We start from the raw sequence: 13,943 nt of genomic DNA, 5'->3' as shown, positions 1-13,943 counted from the left end.
ATTTTCATCACTTTACTTTTGAACTAATATTGCTTATAATATTAGTGTGAAAGGAAGTGGTACGGTGGGACAATTTGAACAGCTGGATCAGCTGCTGGAAACACAGGATGGGATGCTGCGAACAGCTCAAGTAGTATCTGCTGGTATTTCTAAGCCTGTTTTTTATGATTATGTGCACTCACGGGAATTGGAGCGGGTCGCGCATGGAATTTATCTTTCCAAGGATGCCTGGGTCGATGCCATGTACTTACTTCATCTGCGGGTCGAACAGGCAGTGTTTTCCCATGAGACAGCTTTATTTTTTCACGATCTGACAGACCGCGAGCCGCTGGAATATACGGTCACAGTCAAGACCGGATATAATCCCTCCAAGCTGAAAGCAGAGGGCGTACAGGTATTCACCATTAAGGCGGAACTGCATGGGGTGGGCCTGACAACGGCTCAGACACCATTTGGGCATACAGTTCCTGTCTATGACCTGGAGCGCACCATCTGCGACCTGCTCCGCAGCAGGAACAACATGGAGATGCAGACTTTTCAAGGGGCATTAAAGATGTATGCCAGAAGAAAAGACAAAGACCTGCGGACATTGATGCGGTATGCCGGTATGTTCCGGGTAGAAAAAATTCTGCGGCAGTATTTGGAGGTGCTTTTATGATAAAAACAGCAAGGCAGTTGAAGGATCTGATCCGCAATCTTTCCAGAAAAAAATCTGCGGACGCCCAGCTCTTGATGCGGAACTACATGATGGAGCGTTTTCTGGAGCGTATCTCCCTTTCTGAATATCGTGACAAATTTATTCTGAAAGGCGGTATGCTGGTAGCGGCTATGGTTGGTCTGGATGCCCGTTCCACGATGGATTTGGACGCTACTGTAAAAGGAGCCAATGTCAATGTGGAGGACATAGAGAATTTGATTTCCGCTATTGTGAGTGTCCCGCTTGATGATGGCGTCAAATTCCAGCTGAAAAGTATTTCGGAGATTATGGATGAGGCGGAATATCCGGGGATTCGCGTAAATATGACTACAACCTTTGACGGTGTGGTGACGCCTTTGAAGATTGACATTTCCACAGGGGATGCCATTACCCCCAGGGAGATCCGCTACTCTTTCAAGCTGATGCTGGAAGATCGCTCCATTGATATTTGGGCGTACAATCTGGAAACGGTTCTGGCCGAAAAGCTGGAAACGATCATTACCAGAACTACCACCAACACCCGCATGAGAGATTTCTATGACATTTATATTCTGGAACAGCTGCATGGGAATACATTGGACCCTCAGATTCTCCATGATGCGCTGCGGGCCACTGCTCACAAACGCGGGACAGAACGACATCTTGCAGAAGCTGCCGAAGTTTTTGAGGAAGTGGAGAACAGCTCGGTTATGCAGAAACTTTGGGAATCGTACCGCAAAAAATTTTCCTATGCGGCAGATCTGGAGTGGAACATCATCATGGGGGCGGTGCGCAGTTTATACGCTCTCAGTGAAAAGGAATCGAGCCTATGAAGAAGCACGGCCATTATTGTAAAGTCTGCGGAGAATATAAGGCTAATGAAAAATTTTCCGGCAAAGGTCATGCGGCGCACGTCTGTAAATCCTGTGCTTCTTTGCCGCCGGAGAAGCAAGCGGAGCAAATGACAATAAACCGCTTGCTGAATCTCCCATGGAGATTATCAAAGGAGCAGATTTCCTGGCTGAAGAACCGAATGAAAGATAAGCGCCGGGAAGTTCGTGCGCTGGCAAAAGAACAATACGAGATGAGGTTTCCTCCGAAGCGGTTAGAGGACATCGAGGACAATTTTGATTTTCTCGATGAGGACGATTTAATAGAATAACAAAAGCGGTCTGCACCATGCAGGCCGTTTCTTTTTTGGAAAGGAGGTCTCCCTTATGGCAACCACACGCATCATGCCGCTGCATATCGGCAAGGGTCGGACTGAGAGCCGTGCCATCAGCGATATTATTGACTATGTGGCAAATCCCCAAAAGACCGACAACGGAAAATTGATTACCAGCTATGGATGTGACAGCCGCACTGCTGATGCAGAGTTTCTGTTGGCAAAGCGGCAGTATATTGCCGCCACCGGACGAGTGCGCGGTACAGATGATGTGATCGCCTACCATGTGCGCCAGTCGTTCAGGCCCGGAGAGATCACACCGGAGGAAGCCAACCGGCTGGGCATAGAATTTGCCAGGCGGTTCACCAAAGGCAATCATTCCTTTGTGGTCTGCACCCACATCGACAAATCGCATATTCATAATCACATCATCTGGTCGGCGGTCAATATGGATTGTGACCGGAAGTTCCGTAACTTTTGGGGAAGCACCAGAGCTGTTCGACGTTTAAGTGACACCATTTGTATCGAGAACGGACTATCCATTGTGGAGAACCCCAAGCCCCACGGAAAAAGCTACAACAAGTGGCTGGGCGAACAAGCCAAGCCCTCCCATCGGGAACAGCTACGGGTGATGATTGACCGGGCGCTGGAGCAAAAGCCAGCAGACTTTGACACACTTCTGCAACTGCTTTCCGAGATGGGCTGCGAGGTATCTCGGCGCGGGAAAGCAATCCGCCTTAAAGCTCCCGGCTGGAAGAATGTAGCCCGTATGGATGACAAGCTGGGAGCCGGGTACAGCGAAACAGAAATCCGTGCGGTGCTGGCTGGAGAAAAGCAGCACACGCCCCGCAAGAAATCCACCGTGCAGCCGGAGCCACCCAAGGTCAATTTGCTGGTGGATATTCAGGCAAAATTGCAGGCCGGGAAAGGTGCTGGATATGCACGCTGGGCCAAGGTTTTTAACTTAAAACAGATGGCGCAGACCGTGAATTTTCTTACCGAACATCACCTACTGGACTATACAGAGCTGGAAGAAAAAGCGGTGGCGGCTACCGCCCATCACAATGAGCTGTCAGCGCAGATTAAGGCGACGGAGAAACGCATGGCAGAGATCGCCGTCCTGCGTACCCATATCGTTAATTATGCCAAGACCCGCGAGACCTATGTTGCCTATCGCAAGGCCGGTTATTCCCGAAAATTTCGGGAGGAACATGAGCAAGAAATTCTGCTCCATCAGGCGGCAAAAAATGCCTTTGATGAGATGGGAGTGAAGAAGCTGCCCAAGGTCAAAGACCTGCAATCTGAGTATGCCAAACTGCTGGAGGAAAAGAAGAAAACCTACGCCGAGTACCGGCGTTCCCGTGAGGAAATGCGGGAACTTTTGACGGCAAAGGCCAATGTGGATCGGCTGCTGAAAATGGATGAGGAACAGAAAAAAGAACAAGAAAAAGACCACGGCCAGCGGTAAGCCGGTCATGGTCATAAGCGTCCATCGGACGCGTAGCCGCAGAATGAAATTCTGCGTTCAAAGGGGCTTGGGGGCGCTGCCCTCAACAAGCAAAGCAGAGGGGGAAATCACGTCAGGATTTTTCCCTCTGTGGGCCGAGTGTATTAACACCGGCATTGCTTGCCACTTTTGTTCGCAAACAATATCCGTATCCTTTACACGATGATTTACTTTTATTATCATAGTCGTAATAAGTATATAAACTACTTACATATAAGCACCTAAAATATGAAAGGGCTGATAAAATGATGACCTTTGAAAAGGTTTTAGAAGTATTCAACGATTACCTAAATAAAGATAGTGTTTTGGAGGTGGTGAACACTAAGCGAGGATACACCGTTATGATTTGGGATGAAAAAGATGAGCAATGGTTTGGTGTGGAACATTGCAAAGCCCCCGAGCTTTTACGGGATGCCTTACTTGATGGCTATCGTGATTTTTTAGAGCAACAACTTACTCATAACCGCAGGAGTTTAACCGAAACAGAAATCTTAGATATTCAAAACCGATGTGAACAGCTTTATGATTTGTGTGGAGAATAAAAAAATAACCTAAAAAGTGCGATAGCCTGTGTAGGTGTCGCACTTTTTTCAGTTGGCTTGGCTTACGAAAACAGCGTTAATTATTCCGCAGTTTCTCTTGCCTTTTTCAAGCCTTGAGCCGTAGCTTCCATCACGATAAGCTCCTTTTCTTCCATATCATTCAACAGTACATCAACTTGTTTGCGGCGATTGTTGTCGCCATCTTCATTGCATGGAAAAAAGAACTGGTCTACAGAGATGTCAAGCAAGGTAGTAATGAGATAAAATTTGTTAAGCCTTGGGTGCTGCCCCCTGTTCTCTATATACATAATAGAGCGTGGCGTAAGGTCTACCAGTTGGGCAAGATATTCCTGTGTCCACCCTTTTGCTTCCCGAGCTTTTTTTATCGCTATACCTAACGGCTTAAAATCAAGTTTTCTTTCATCTTGGTACATTTTAATATCATCCTATATCATTGTACATTTCGGGTGATGATATTTGAACGAAGTATGATTTTATGTTTAGTAGTGTATAATTTCGTATTAGTGGAGAGAAACTTGCTATTATTCGTCATTCCGTATATAATAATTATATACTCTTTGCGAAAGGAAGTTGATATTATGAATTACATTTCTGTGAAAGCCGCTTCTGAAAAATGGGGCATATCGGAAAGACGGATACAAAAATTATGTGAGGAAAATCGCATTGACGGAACTGAAAAATTTGGTCGTGCATGGATGATACCAAAAGATGCAGAAAAACCCGTTGATGGACGTATGAAAACAAGGAACAAACAGGAGGAGAATCATGGAATTTAATGAAAAGCTACAACAGCTTAGGACTGGAAAGAACTTAACGCAGGAACAACTTGCGGAGCAATTATATGTATCAAGAACAGCCATTTCAAAATGGGAAAGCGGCAAGGGTTACCCTAACATTGAGTCGCTCAAGTGTATTTCTAAATTCTTTTCTGTGACCATAGATGAACTGCTATCGGGCGAAGAACTGATTACACTTGCCGAAACTGAAAATCGTTCCAACTTGAAAAAAATTTACAGTTTCATTTATGGAATATTAGATATGATGGCGGTTACTTTTATACTTTTGCCGTTGTATGGTAACCTTGTTGACGGATATATTTATTCTGTCAATCTACTTTCATTTACAGACACTACCCCAATATATCTTGCAATCTATTGGATTGTTTTTATTGTTTTGATTGCACTTGGGATAGCGAAACTGATGTGTGTTTGTTTTGAAAAGGAATCATGGAGCAACATAATCACAAAATGCTCTCTCGTGCTGAGTACGCTTTTTATCTGCTTCTTCGCTGCGGCAAGACAACCCTATGTAACCGCCCTTATGTTTCTGCTATTTGTTGCTAAAATATTTGTCTGGATAAAGCAAACCCAAACAAAGTAAAATGCCATAAACCCTTTAAAATAGGCTCTGACACGATAAGTGTCGGAGCTTTTTTCGTGCTGACATCTATTGTGTCGGCATTGTGACGGTAGATTTCTTGGCTTCTATGCAATACTCGTGGATAATAAGATTGTGGTCAGCGAAAACAAGAACAGCAACCCACGGAAAGGAGAATCAAATATGGATTATATCATTGAAACAGAAAATCTTACGAAGCGATACGGAACAGCCACCGTTGTCGATAAGGTAAATCTTCATGTGCCAAAGGGCAAAATTTATGGTTTGCTCGGCAGAAACGGAGCAGGCAAAACCACAGCAATGAAAATGATGTTGCAGCTTGCTTTCCCAACGGAGGGAACGGTACGCTTGTTTGGCACAAACTATAAGGAAAATATCCATACCCTTTATAGCAAAGTAGGCTCTATTATCGAAACACCGGGATTTTACAGTAATTTAACAGGGTATGAGAATTTGCAAATTCTCGCTAAACTGCGAGGGGGAGTATCTAAAAGTGGAGTAGAAAAAGCTCTTGAAGTTGTGGGGCTGCATAAGGAGAAAAGAAAAGTCTTTTCCGATTATTCCCTCGGAATGAAGCAACGGCTTGGTATTGCCGCCGCCATTATGCACGAGCCGGAGCTTTTAATACTTGACGAACCGATTAACGGACTTGACCCCATTGGAATAGTTGAAATACGCTCATTTTTATCTGAACTTAGTCACAATCATGGCATTACCATTTTTATCTCAAGCCATGTTTTAAGCGAGATTGAACAGATAGCAGATATTATCGGCGTTATGCACGAGGGGCATTTAGTAGAGGAAGTGAATATATCCGAGCTTCACAAAAGGAATCGAAAATACATTCAATTTGATTTATCTGACAGTGAGATAGCCGGAAAGATTTTAGAAAACCACTACCACATGACGGATTTTACAGTGCAGGACGGTACGGTGAGAATTTATGACTTTAGCCAAAGTGTTGGAGAAATCAATCGAGAATTTGCACGAAATGGACTGCTCGTGACAAGGATAAATGATAGTGAGGAAAACTTAGAGGACTACTTTTCTAAACTGATTGGAGGTGGCGGTATTGCTTAATCTTATTTCTTGTGAATTATTAAAACTAAAGCGTTCAAAAATGGTGCTAATTAGTGTGGCAGGGGTATTATCTACCCCACTTTTGATGTTAATAGAAGCCTTGCAAACACATTTTGATAAGCCGGAGATTATCTTTACCTTGTCTGACATATACAGCGACAGTGTACTGTATATCATGCTGCTGGTAAACATTATGATATATGTGGCAATTGCAGCTTACTTGTTTAGCAGAGAGTACACAGAAAGCACCCTCAAAACCATATTGCCCATACCCATTTCAAGGACAAAACTATTAATTGGAAAATTTTGCACCCTGCTTCTTTGGATTGTTATGCTAACCCTTGTAACATGGGCAGGTATATTTATCGTTTGTGGGCTATATGACGCTGTCTTTACATTGGAGGGATATAGCTTACTAGTGGCAATAGTATGGCTCCCCAAGTTTTTGTTTGGCAGTATCCTGATGTTTTTAACAGTTTCTCCTTTTGTGTTTGTTGCTATGAAAACAAAAGGATTTGTCGCCCCGATGATTGGCTCTGCCGTGATTGTCATGGGAAGTGCCGCACTTTCAAATCAAGAATGGGGAGCGTTGTATCCGTGGACAGCCACCTATTTCTTGGTGCAGGGTAAACTTCAGAGTACCGGCTATCCTACACTGCTGTCTGTATCTATTATTATTCTTGTATCAGCAGTTGGTTTTCTTATGACCTTTCATCATTTTAAAAAGGAGGATTTGAAATAATGGTACTTGATTTTATAGAAATTTTAAAAGTTATTTTTCTTGGAATTGTTGAGGGTATTACTGAGTGGCTACCTATCAGCAGCACAGGACATATGATTCTTGTGGACGAATTTATCACACTTAATATGAGCGAAGCATTTAAAGAAATGTTTTTTGTTGTTATTCAACTTGGAGCTATACTCGCAGTGGTTGTAATGTTTTGGAACAAGATGTTTCCCTTTCAATTTAAGAACAAAGCACAGTCAATTGTTAAAAAGGATACTTTCTCGTTGTGGTTCAAGGTTGCGGTAGCTTGTGTACCGTCAGCTATTATGGGGATTCTATTTGATGATTATTTGGATGCTTACCTCCAAACCCCCATTGTGATTTCAATCATGTTAATCTTTTATGGTTTGTTATTCATTCTCATAGAAAATTGGAATAAAAAGCGTACTCCTACTACTATGGCACTTTCTGACATCAGCTATAAAACAGCAATCTTGATAGGGGCATTTCAAGTGTTATCACTTATACCCGGCACATCACGGTCGGGAGCAACGATTATAGGTGCTTTACTCATAGGAGTTTCACGAGTGGCAGCAGCAGAGTTTACTTTTTTCCTCGCAGTACCTACTATGCTTGGAGCAAGTGCTTTTAAGCTGTTAAAATTCGGGTTTGAATTTACAAGTGCAGAACTGCTCGCTCTTGTTCTCGGTATGGCTGTGGCATTTGCGGTATCTGTCTTAGTAATTAAATTCCTAATGAACTTTATCAAAAAACATGATTTTAAGGTGTTTGGTTGGTATCGAATTGTGCTTGGTATACTTGTTGTACTTATAAAATCTTAATAATGCGTTTTCTTTGTGCGCGAATAAAAATGCCAGTTGGTCCTTAAGATCAGCTGGCATTTTTGTTTCTGGGGATGGAAAACAACCCAGAGATTCTCGTTGTCGATCTCCTCCTGATTTTAGTTTGCATGGTGAATTTTGCAAATTGAATCTACAGGAGGTTAATAATGGGATTTAATTATGGATATGAGAAAAAGAAGTTTGATAGTAGATGGAAGCGTTTAGAAGTTGAGTATTGTGATGCAGGGATGAGCGAAGAACAGATTGCTGCCATGAAAGAATATGACTGGGCATGGTTTTGCAGTCAAAGGGTTTTTCAAAACCATACGCAACCAATACCTTGTGAACAATATGATGAAGTATGTGGTCAATCACAGCTGTTCCGAAAGTTTGCATCGTTATCTTATCAATGGGATGTTGATAAGATTGATCAAACGCGATATGGATGGTTGGCTTCGGTGGAAAACGAACAACTACTGTTGAGATTGAAGAAGCTGTCGAAGAAAGATTTGGAGCTATTGACATTACTTTTTGTGGATGGTTATCGTCAAATTGATGTAGCACGTCTTTGGCATTGTTCCAGAAGTGCTGTTGCACAAAGATTTAAAAAAATGGCTCTGTCACAACAAATGGTTGATTTTTGACGAGAAATAGCGTATAATAATAGTAAGAAACAGTACCACCGAAGGAGGTAATTGGATATGCCTACTATCAAAGACGCATTAGATATTATCGGTAAGTTGACTGTCGCAGAGCAGGAAAGCCTTAAAACAATGCTTTTAAGTCCTGCCTTTGTAAAGTCTTTGAATATTGAAGATTTCGTAGCAAAGGAACGCTTTGCAAATGGTCGTGTATGCCCTCTTTGTGGCTGTATCCATGTGGTTCGCAATGGTCATCGTAAAGATGGCACACAGCGATATGTATGTAAGGATTGTGGCAAGTCCTTCGTGATTGCTACGAACTCCATTGTGTCTGGTACAAGAAAAGACTTGTCCGTGTGGGAGCAGTACATTGATTGTATGATGAATGGCTTATCCATTCGTAAGACTGCTGTTGCTTGTGGGATTCACAGAAACACCGCATTCCTTTGGAGACACAAGATTTTGGATGCACTTCAGAATATGGCAGACGATGTTACCCTTGACGGCATTATTGAGGCTGACGAAACTTTTTTCGCCATCTCGTACAAGGGCAATCATAGCAAGAGTAAGACATTTGCTATGCCACGCAAGGCTCATAAGCGTGGTCATTCTACACATATCAGAGGCTTGTCCCAAGAAAAGGTATGTGTTCCTTGTGCGGTTAATAGGAATGGCTTGTCTATCTCCAAGATTACGAATACTGGTAGAGTTTCTACAAGAGATTTACATCATATTTATGATGGTAGGATTAAGACCAATTCCACTCTTGTTACGGACAAGATGAACTCCTATGTGAGATTTACAAATGCCAATAGCATTGACCTTGTGCAGTTAAAGACTGGCAAAGCCAAGAAAGGCATTTATAATATCCAACATATCAATAGCTACCATAGCCAGCTAAAGAGGTTTATGCGTGGCTTTAACGGTGTTTCTACCAAGTATCTGAACAACTATCTTGTGTGGAATAACCTTGTAAATTACGCCAAAGAAAGCGACATGGAGAAAAGGAACATCTTCTTAACTTTCGTTTTGGCAACATTGAAAACTGCTAAATGCAGAGATTTATCAAACAGACCAGCAGTTCCTCTGGTCGCCTAATTAGAATTTGTGGAGATGATAAGATGGTCAATATAACAGATGTAAAACAGATTCTTCAATTTGCAATAGATGCGGAGATTAAAGTCTTTCTTGATGGTGGCTGGGGTGTAGATGCTCTTCTTGGATATCAGTCAAGAGCCCATAATGATATTGACATTTTTGTAGAAAAGAACGATTATCAGAACTTTATAGAAATAATGAAAGCTAATGGCTTTTATGAGATTAAGATGGAATATACAACATTGAACCATACTGTATGGGAAGATTTGAAAAACAGAATTATTGATTTGCATTGTTTTGAATATACGGACGAAGGTGAAATTCTTTATGATGGGGATTGTTTTCCGGTAGAAACTTTTTCGGGTAAAGGAAGAATTGAGGAAATAGAGGTTTCCTGTATTGAACCATATAGTCAAGTAATGTTCCATCTGGGATACGAGTTTGATGAAAATGATGCACATGATGTGAAGTTATTGTGTGAGACACTTCATATCGAAATTCCAAATGAGTATAGATAACTGCAAATAACAGTTTATAGGGGAGTTCTGATACTCCCCTATAAAAATGGCTATTTATCAACTGTTTGTTGTGACATAGCCAAAAAAATAAAAAAATTTTTGAATAACACTTAACAAATGAAGCGTATCAGTGCCTACCCATTGAGGGAAGAACATTCTCCCAATGTGGAGCTTGACAATTTCATAGACGGCATTTCCGGTACATAACCTATGTACGAGCGAATCAGGCACGCCGCGAAGATGGACAGCCCCAGGAGGTGATGAATAGGACTGTTCCGAGCGATCCACGTCAGCCTGATACCCGAAAGTGGCATTTCAGGGCGCGATGACTGCATAGGGGTTAAAGATACTTCCTCACGGCCTCCTAAAGACTTGGGGGGAACTCTGCGGCGCACGAGTAAAACGACGCTGTGGAGTTATGACAGCCGCGCCAGCGGAGACCGGAATGTCCCCATCGCCAGGGGTGCGTGGCAAATGTGGCGAGTAAATTTTTCAAAGTCAGATACCATGCGCTGGCAGCTTCGGTTGCCAGCGCATTCATGTGATTTTGAAAGCAACAACCACATCTTTGACAGAAAGGGGGACCACCTATGGAAAAATTGATTTCGCGGAAAGAGGCTGCCAAATTACTGGGGATTAGCATTGCCACTTTGGATGCAGCTCGAAACAGTGGGCTAATTTCCTATGTTCAGTATGTGCAAAATGGTTGCGTGTACTTTACAGATGCTGGCCTTCAGGAGTATATCGCAAAATGCACCCATCGTGCAAAGCCAGTGGAAAAAAGCGCTACATACCGCAAGCTGCGAAGTGTCCGAGCTTGAGCTGTTCCGTATCCTTGCTGGAACCTAATATGTCTGATAAAACAAAGGTACAGCGCTGGACATTATTCTTAGGAGGTGACGGAATTGGCAAAAAGAAAAAGGGCAATTCCTCAATATGGTACGGTCGTGCTTAACGGCATTGAATATTATAGAACCAGAGTCGAAGATTCGGATGGAAACAGAGTGGCGCTTTATGCAAAGACGCCCGAAAAGCTTTATGACAAGGAACTGGAGGCGTTAGAGCAGATTGACAGTACTACGTTTCGTCGAAGATCGCCTACGGTTGCTGAGTACTGTGAGAAGTGGCTGCTGATGCAGTCCGTCCATGTTCGGGCCACCACCTTGACAGATTATACCTCTAAGGTGCGGCGGCACATTATTGGAGGGCTGGGAGACAAGAGAATGGCTGATGTATCCCTGGATGACATCCAACTTGCCCTCGTACCTGTTTCCAAGAAGTCGGCTTCGGTTTATAAGTCTGTGGTGATTCTCTGCAAGTCCATTTTCCGGGCGGCCAAGGAGAGCCATGTGATTGACGAGGACCCGACCATATACCTGGATGCAAAGGGAGGAGTTCCCCAGGAAGAAAGACAGGCATTGACGGATGAACAGGTTGAGCGGCTTTTGGACACGATCCGGGATTTGCCGCCCTATGTATTTGTGATGATCGGTTTATATGCCGGTCTGCGCCGGGAAGAAATCCTGGCGCTGCAATGGGATTCTGTGTATCTGGATGCAGAGGCTCCGTACTTAACGGTACGGCGGGCATGGCACACAGAACATAACAGGCCGGTCATTCTTACCGAGCTAAAGACCAAAGCGGCACAAAGAAACATTCCTCTCCCGGTCTGTCTGGTTGAATGTCTGAAAGATGCAAAGAAAAAATCCACTTCGGATTATGTGATTGCCAATCGGGACGGTGATCCGCTATCCTATACACAGTTTAAGCGGCTGTGGCAGTATATTGTGACGCGGACTGCAAAGCCGAGAATGGCCAGAAAACTTGTGGACGGAAAGTATGTAAAATATATGCTTTACCCGAAACTTGGAGAAAAAGCCAGGAATAACGGCCATGTGGTATATAGCCTGGATTTTGAAGTGACACCGCATCAGCTGCGGCACACCTACATCACCAATCTGATTCATTCTTCGGTGGACCCCAAAACGGTACAATATTTGGCGGGCCATGAAAGCAGCAAAATCACGATGGACATTTACGCAAAGGTCAAATACAACAGGCCGGATGATCTTGTCAAAGCAATGGGCTGTGCCTTTGACTTATGGGACGCTGTGTAAGTTCCGAACAATTCAGAAAATGAAGTAAGAGCGAGACAAGGATGTCTCGCTCTTAGTTTTTCCTTGGCCGTATCTTTGATTCAATTTGAAATCTCTGATAAAAAGGAGGTGTAGATACATCACCACGCGAGAAAGGAAATTAATTATGGCAAAGAAGAAAAAAAACATACCTCAATATGGAACCGTCACACGAAAGGGTGTCCTGTATTACAGAACCCGGATTCTGGACGCAGACGGCAAGCAGGTGAGCTTGTATGGGACTACCTGCGAGGAACTGTACGATAAAGAGCAGGAGGCGAGACGCCAGGTAGCGGAGATCATCTTCCACCGGGAGCATCCTACTGTGGCCGAGTATTGTGAGAAGTGGCTGTTGATGCAATCCGCAAAAGTGTCGCCGGCTACACTGAAGGGCTACGCCTCCAATATGAAGAACTACATTATCAAGCCTTTGGGAGATATGTATATGGAGGAAGTAACAGCGGATGATATTCGTCTGGCGCTGATCCCATTGTCCAATAAGTCCGAGAGCCTGCACAATACGGTGAATATGCTCCTCAAGTGCATTTTTTACTCGGCAGAGCGGAGCCAGTTGCTGGAATACAATCCGTGTGAGGGGATTTCGGCAAAAGGAGGGAAACCGACCCAAAAGAAAGATTCGCTGACAGACCAGCAGGTGGAAGTGCTGCTGGAAACCGTCAAAGGACTTCCGCCGTATCTGTTTACCATGATCGGCTTATATGCCGGTCTGCGCCGAGAAGAAGCTCTCGCCTTGCAATGGGATTGTGTGTTCCTCGATGCACCCACTCCATATATCTCTGTGCGGCGCGCATGGCGATCAGAGCATAACAGACCGGTTATCTCTACAACGCTTAAGACGAAAGCAGCAAGAAGGGATATTCCCATTCCCAAATGCCTTGTGAATTGTCTGCGGGAAGCCAAGGCTGCCTCCAAATCGGAATATGTGATTGCCGATAGTGAGGGACAGCCCTTGTCATATTCGCAGTTCAAACGTGTCTGGCAGTACATCGTTGTTCGGTCTACCAAGGAGCGTACCTATTATAAGTATGTGAACGGACAGAGCATCAAGTACACTGTTCAGCCGAGTCTGGGAGGACATCAGAAAAACAATCCCAACATTGTGTATAGCCTGGACTTCGATGTGACACCGCACCTGCTGCGGCATACCTACATCACCAATCTTCTGTATGCAGGTGTTGACCCCAAGACGGTCCAGTACCTTGCCGGACATGAGAACAGCAAGACAACTATGGACATCTATGCAAGAGTAAAGTATAATAAACCAGAACAGCTATTCGATGTAGTAAATTCTGCATTTCATCAAGCTGTCCCCTCGTAAAAGTGGCCTGTTTTTTGGTTAAGGAATAGGACAACCGAGGGGCCGAGGCTCAAAAAAGCCCGGAATATCAAGGAAAATCATCGCTCAGACGATTGAAGTACGGTCTCAAGGCCGCGCGTCGCGCTCCGCAGTTCAGCAAGAGATAATCTGCTGGCAGGATCTGTCAAAATGGTTCAAAGACCTCGGAAAATCAAGATTTTCCGGGGTCTTTTTTTACCCCAAAAGGTTCATCTGGTTAAAGCGTGGGAGAAACT

General features: G+C 43.8%; 17 protein-coding genes. 16 read left to right on the top strand and 1 reads right to left on the bottom strand.

The features are described 5' to 3' along the window. Positions 1–64 precede the first annotated feature (64 nt). The 5 genes from KE531_05300 to KE531_05280 all read left to right on the top strand — a co-directional run bounded on the left by KE531_05300 (position 65) and on the right by KE531_05280 (position 3,890). Positions 65–658, top strand: coding sequence for a type IV toxin-antitoxin system AbiEi family antitoxin domain-containing protein (locus tag KE531_05300; protein ID MBR9953043.1), 594 nt, complete (start codon positions 65–67; stop codon positions 656–658). Beyond that, a complete protein-coding gene (locus KE531_05295; protein MBR9953042.1) occupies positions 655–1,509 on the top strand; it encodes a nucleotidyl transferase AbiEii/AbiGii toxin family protein in 855 nt (284 codons plus the stop codon). Before KE531_05300 ends, KE531_05295 begins: the two co-directional genes overlap by 4 nt. Then, the gene (locus KE531_05290) at positions 1,506–1,838 is read left to right on the top strand and encodes a hypothetical protein (protein ID MBR9953041.1); all 333 of its coding nucleotides are present in this window, start codon (positions 1,506–1,508) and stop codon (positions 1,836–1,838) included. The genes KE531_05295 and KE531_05290 overlap by 4 nt, the downstream gene beginning before the upstream one ends. Before the next feature lie 55 nt (positions 1,839–1,893). Further along, positions 1,894–3,309, top strand: coding sequence for a relaxase/mobilization nuclease domain-containing protein (locus KE531_05285; protein ID MBR9953040.1), 1,416 nt, complete (start codon positions 1,894–1,896; stop codon positions 3,307–3,309). Between the two features lie 284 nt (positions 3,310–3,593). Further along, positions 3,594–3,890 (top strand): hypothetical protein, encoded by a 297-nt coding sequence (locus tag KE531_05280; GenBank protein ID MBR9953039.1) that lies wholly within the window; start codon positions 3,594–3,596, stop codon positions 3,888–3,890. 80 nt (positions 3,891–3,970) lie between these two features. On the opposite strand, the gene KE531_05275 is transcribed toward KE531_05280, so the two are convergent. Next, a complete protein-coding gene (locus KE531_05275; protein MBR9953038.1) occupies positions 3,971–4,324 on the bottom strand; it encodes a helix-turn-helix domain-containing protein in 354 nt (117 codons plus the stop codon). Between the two features lie 36 nt (positions 4,325–4,360). Between KE531_05275 and KE531_05270 the strand changes: the two genes are divergently transcribed. The 11 genes from KE531_05270 (at position 4,361) to KE531_05220 (ending at position 13,689) form a co-directional block, all read left to right on the top strand. After that, the gene (locus KE531_05270; protein ID MBR9953037.1) at positions 4,361–4,687 is read left to right on the top strand and encodes a DNA-binding protein; all 327 of its coding nucleotides are present in this window, start codon (positions 4,361–4,363) and stop codon (positions 4,685–4,687) included. Then, positions 4,677–5,291 (top strand): helix-turn-helix transcriptional regulator, encoded by a 615-nt coding sequence (locus KE531_05265; GenBank protein ID MBR9953036.1) that lies wholly within the window; start codon positions 4,677–4,679, stop codon positions 5,289–5,291. The genes KE531_05270 and KE531_05265 overlap by 11 nt, the downstream gene beginning before the upstream one ends. Positions 5,292–5,471: 180 nt before the next feature. Then, positions 5,472–6,389: an ATP-binding cassette domain-containing protein gene (locus KE531_05260; GenBank protein ID MBR9953035.1), complete on the top strand. Its 918-nt coding sequence runs from the start codon at positions 5,472–5,474 to the stop codon at positions 6,387–6,389. After that, complete coding sequence (locus KE531_05255; GenBank protein MBR9953034.1) at positions 6,382–7,131, top strand: ABC transporter permease; 750 nt, start codon at positions 6,382–6,384, stop codon at positions 7,129–7,131. Before KE531_05260 ends, KE531_05255 begins: the two co-directional genes overlap by 8 nt. After that, the gene (locus KE531_05250) at positions 7,131–7,958 is read left to right on the top strand and encodes an undecaprenyl-diphosphate phosphatase (GenBank protein ID MBR9953033.1); all 828 of its coding nucleotides are present in this window, start codon (positions 7,131–7,133) and stop codon (positions 7,956–7,958) included. The genes KE531_05255 and KE531_05250 overlap by 1 nt, the downstream gene beginning before the upstream one ends. A 167-nt stretch (positions 7,959–8,125) precedes the next feature. Then, positions 8,126–8,602 carry an RNA polymerase subunit sigma-70 gene (locus KE531_05245; protein ID MBR9953032.1) on the top strand — a complete coding sequence of 159 codons (477 nt, stop codon included), beginning with the start codon at positions 8,126–8,128 and terminating at the stop codon, positions 8,600–8,602. A gap of 57 nt (positions 8,603–8,659) precedes the next feature. Further along, complete coding sequence (locus KE531_05240) at positions 8,660–9,697, top strand: IS1595-like element ISSag10 family transposase (protein MBR9953031.1); 1,038 nt, start codon at positions 8,660–8,662, stop codon at positions 9,695–9,697. A gap of 23 nt (positions 9,698–9,720) precedes the next feature. After that, positions 9,721–10,215 carry a lincosamide nucleotidyltransferase Lnu(C) gene (lnu(C), locus tag KE531_05235; GenBank protein ID MBR9953030.1) on the top strand — a complete coding sequence of 165 codons (495 nt, stop codon included), beginning with the start codon at positions 9,721–9,723 and terminating at the stop codon, positions 10,213–10,215. A 590-nt stretch (positions 10,216–10,805) separates the two neighbouring features. Continuing rightward, complete coding sequence (locus tag KE531_05230; protein ID MBR9953029.1) at positions 10,806–11,036, top strand: DNA-binding protein; 231 nt, start codon at positions 10,806–10,808, stop codon at positions 11,034–11,036. A gap of 84 nt (positions 11,037–11,120) precedes the next feature. Continuing rightward, the gene (locus KE531_05225; protein ID MBR9953028.1) at positions 11,121–12,332 is read left to right on the top strand and encodes a tyrosine-type recombinase/integrase; all 1,212 of its coding nucleotides are present in this window, start codon (positions 11,121–11,123) and stop codon (positions 12,330–12,332) included. A 145-nt stretch (positions 12,333–12,477) separates the two neighbouring features. Then, a complete protein-coding gene (locus tag KE531_05220) occupies positions 12,478–13,689 on the top strand; it encodes a site-specific integrase (protein MBR9953027.1) in 1,212 nt (403 codons plus the stop codon). Positions 13,690–13,943 lie beyond the last annotated feature (254 nt).

Source organism: Eubacteriaceae bacterium Marseille-Q4139, assembly GCA_018223415.1.
Lineage (GTDB): Bacteria > Bacillota > Clostridia > Lachnospirales > Lachnospiraceae > CABSIM01.
This window is presented reverse-complemented; position numbering and strand designations above follow the sequence as displayed.

Coding starts and splice junctions, on each gene's coding strand:
- KE531_05285 (MBR9953040.1), top strand. CDS start 1,894: ATGGCAACCACACGCATCATGCCGCTGCATATCGGCAAGGGTCGGACT.
- KE531_05275 (MBR9953038.1), bottom strand. CDS start 4,324: ATGTACCAAGATGAAAGAAAACTTGATTTTAAGCCGTTAGGTATAGCG.
- KE531_05240 (MBR9953031.1), top strand. CDS start 8,660: ATGCCTACTATCAAAGACGCATTAGATATTATCGGTAAGTTGACTGTC.
- KE531_05270 (MBR9953037.1), top strand. CDS start 4,361: ATGATATTTGAACGAAGTATGATTTTATGTTTAGTAGTGTATAATTTC.
- KE531_05265 (MBR9953036.1), top strand. CDS start 4,677: ATGGAATTTAATGAAAAGCTACAACAGCTTAGGACTGGAAAGAACTTA.
- KE531_05295 (MBR9953042.1), top strand. CDS start 655: ATGATAAAAACAGCAAGGCAGTTGAAGGATCTGATCCGCAATCTTTCC.
- KE531_05245 (MBR9953032.1), top strand. CDS start 8,126: ATGGGATTTAATTATGGATATGAGAAAAAGAAGTTTGATAGTAGATGG.
- KE531_05280 (MBR9953039.1), top strand. CDS start 3,594: ATGATGACCTTTGAAAAGGTTTTAGAAGTATTCAACGATTACCTAAAT.
- KE531_05220 (MBR9953027.1), top strand. CDS start 12,478: ATGGCAAAGAAGAAAAAAAACATACCTCAATATGGAACCGTCACACGA.
- KE531_05290 (MBR9953041.1), top strand. CDS start 1,506: ATGAAGAAGCACGGCCATTATTGTAAAGTCTGCGGAGAATATAAGGCT.
- KE531_05250 (MBR9953033.1), top strand. CDS start 7,131: ATGGTACTTGATTTTATAGAAATTTTAAAAGTTATTTTTCTTGGAATT.
- KE531_05260 (MBR9953035.1), top strand. CDS start 5,472: ATGGATTATATCATTGAAACAGAAAATCTTACGAAGCGATACGGAACA.
- KE531_05230 (MBR9953029.1), top strand. CDS start 10,806: ATGGAAAAATTGATTTCGCGGAAAGAGGCTGCCAAATTACTGGGGATT.